Raw genomic sequence first — 2,180 nt, 5'->3', positions numbered from 1 at the left:
TTTCTAATCCCAAGAGTGTAATTATAAATTACAAAAGCGAAAACCTACGGCCGCAGGCAATGGACTAGAACGGTCTCGTATAAGAATAGTAGCGGATTTATACACACTTACTTTTCGGTTAAACACAGACCTTTTTTATAATTACTTACTTTCATTTTAGCTATTAAACCGCTATTATTTTTATACAATGTTGTATGCAGTTTTTATTTCCAAAACTCCCACCATTTTTTAATATTTTCCTTAGTTTTTTTGATATTAGAGCTACTTGGTTGGGTTGAAATTCTATTATTTTCTTGACGTTTTAAGTTTTCTTGTTTTTTTGCTTCTCTTTTCTCTTGCTCTAATTTATTCTTCTCATCTCTTAATTTTCTTATTAGTCTATCTTTTGTATAATTGAGTTCTGTATCAATATCAGAACTAATTTTTCTATGATTAAATCTTAAAATTCGTTCTAAAGCATCAATGCTAAATTGATTTCCGACCAAATAGATATATTTTAGAGTATGCCATTGATTAATCAAGGTTTCAGGAAATTTTGATAATTCATTATATCTTAAATCTAGTCTTTCTAATTTTTTAAGTTTATAAATGGATTCTTGGACTTCAGTCAATTTGTTATTATTCAAATTCAATCCTTTTAAGTTTTCCAGAAATAGAATATTATTCGGGATAGTCGAAAATGAATTATAATTTATATTTAACTGCTCGAGAATTTTTAATCCTGAAATAGATTTTGGCATATTATTGAGATAATTGAAAGACAAATCAAGGTGTTGAAGATTTTTTAAATGCCCAATTTCTTCAGGTATTGAATTTAACTTATTTCTACTAAAATTAAGAGATTTCAAATTTATCAACAAAGATATTTCTTTCGGAATTTCTTTTATTTTATTATTGGTAATTGAAAGTTTTTCGAGCTTAGTTAAATTTAATAATTGCAATGGAACAGAATCTAAATCATTAAAAGACAATGATAATGATGATAGATTTTCTAACAGATTTATTGAGTTAGGAACTTTTTGAATTAAATTACCATTAAAAGTTAGTTCTTTAATTTCATTTAACACAACTACTTTTTCCTTAGATGTTAAATCTATTGGATTATTTCTATATCCATAAATCATTTGATTACTTACTAACCAGTCGAATATTTGTTCATAACCATGAATATTCTTAACTTGAATAAGTTCACTTGCTTTAGCTAATCGCTTTTTCCTTTCATCTAAAATCTCTAATTTATGAAAACTTGTAAAATTGTCAGTCAATAAGTCTCTATTCTCACGACTTCCCCAGCTTGGGTTATTTCCATCATCCCAATCTCCTACATTAAGCAGTTTCTGTTTAAGAAACGATGCTCCAAAACCATGTTCTCCATCCCATGGACATCCACCTGTAAAACCTATATACGAAACACCATTTTCTTGCGAGTCGCTAATGTAAATGTGGCTTATATCAAAATAATTTATAAAATCTTGTGGTTCTTTAACATTTGGAAAACCACTCTTGTTCACGGTTGTATATTTTTTACCTTGAAAATTGGTTCTTTCATAACTAGTTTCTCTATAAATTCCATAAAATTCCATAAAATACTCTTCATCTTGTTTTAAGTATTTTAATAAATTTTCTAGCATTTGATTTGAATTAGCTAAAAGGAATTCATTAGCGGTAAGTTGTGACTCATTTGGTTGGTCATCTTCGTCAGTAAAGCGAAAGTTGACTTCGATAGTACTGTTTTTTTCTTTATCCTTTAGGTAAGGAAAATAATCTGGAAATAACTTATCAAATGTAGTGTAGTATCCAAGATTTTCAGATTCCGTAAGTTCAAATTTAGGTATCATCCTTTTTGATAATTTAATTTAGTCAGTCATTTTAGGAAAATTCGAGGTCAAAATTGCATACAATGGCAAAGGTATAAGGCGAGTGAGGCGTTTTAGCCGGTACGCGTAGACCTTTTGTATGTTGGTTATTGGTTGGTGAAGTTACTGAATTTATGAATGATCACAGCCTCGCTATAAGCCTTTAAAACGTCTCAATCGCCATTATACAACGTTCTTGTTTGTTTCCTAGCGGCTGGCGTTTATTAGGTAAGTACAAGAATACATTTGCTCAAGAGGTTTTACAGCTTTGCCATTCTAGTCCATTGAGTAGGTTGGGAGACTTGTGATTTATAATTACTAAAG

At 29.4% G+C, this 2,180-nt stretch carries 1 protein-coding gene; it reads right to left on the bottom strand.

Annotated elements, in window-relative coordinates:
* Nucleotides 1-203 precede the first annotated feature (203 nt).
* Nucleotides 204-1,838 carry a leucine-rich repeat domain-containing protein gene (locus tag IL45_RS14670; protein WP_051788601.1) on the bottom strand — a complete coding sequence of 545 codons (1,635 nt, stop codon included), beginning with the start codon at nt 1,836-1,838 and terminating at the stop codon, nt 204-206.
* Nucleotides 1,839-2,180 lie beyond the last annotated feature (342 nt).

It is taken from the genome of Nonlabens ulvanivorans (assembly GCF_000732625.1).
Classification (GTDB): domain Bacteria; phylum Bacteroidota; class Bacteroidia; order Flavobacteriales; family Flavobacteriaceae; genus Nonlabens; species Nonlabens ulvanivorans.
The sequence above is the reverse complement of the archived record's forward strand: the minus strand, read 5'-3'. Positions and strand labels throughout refer to the sequence as shown.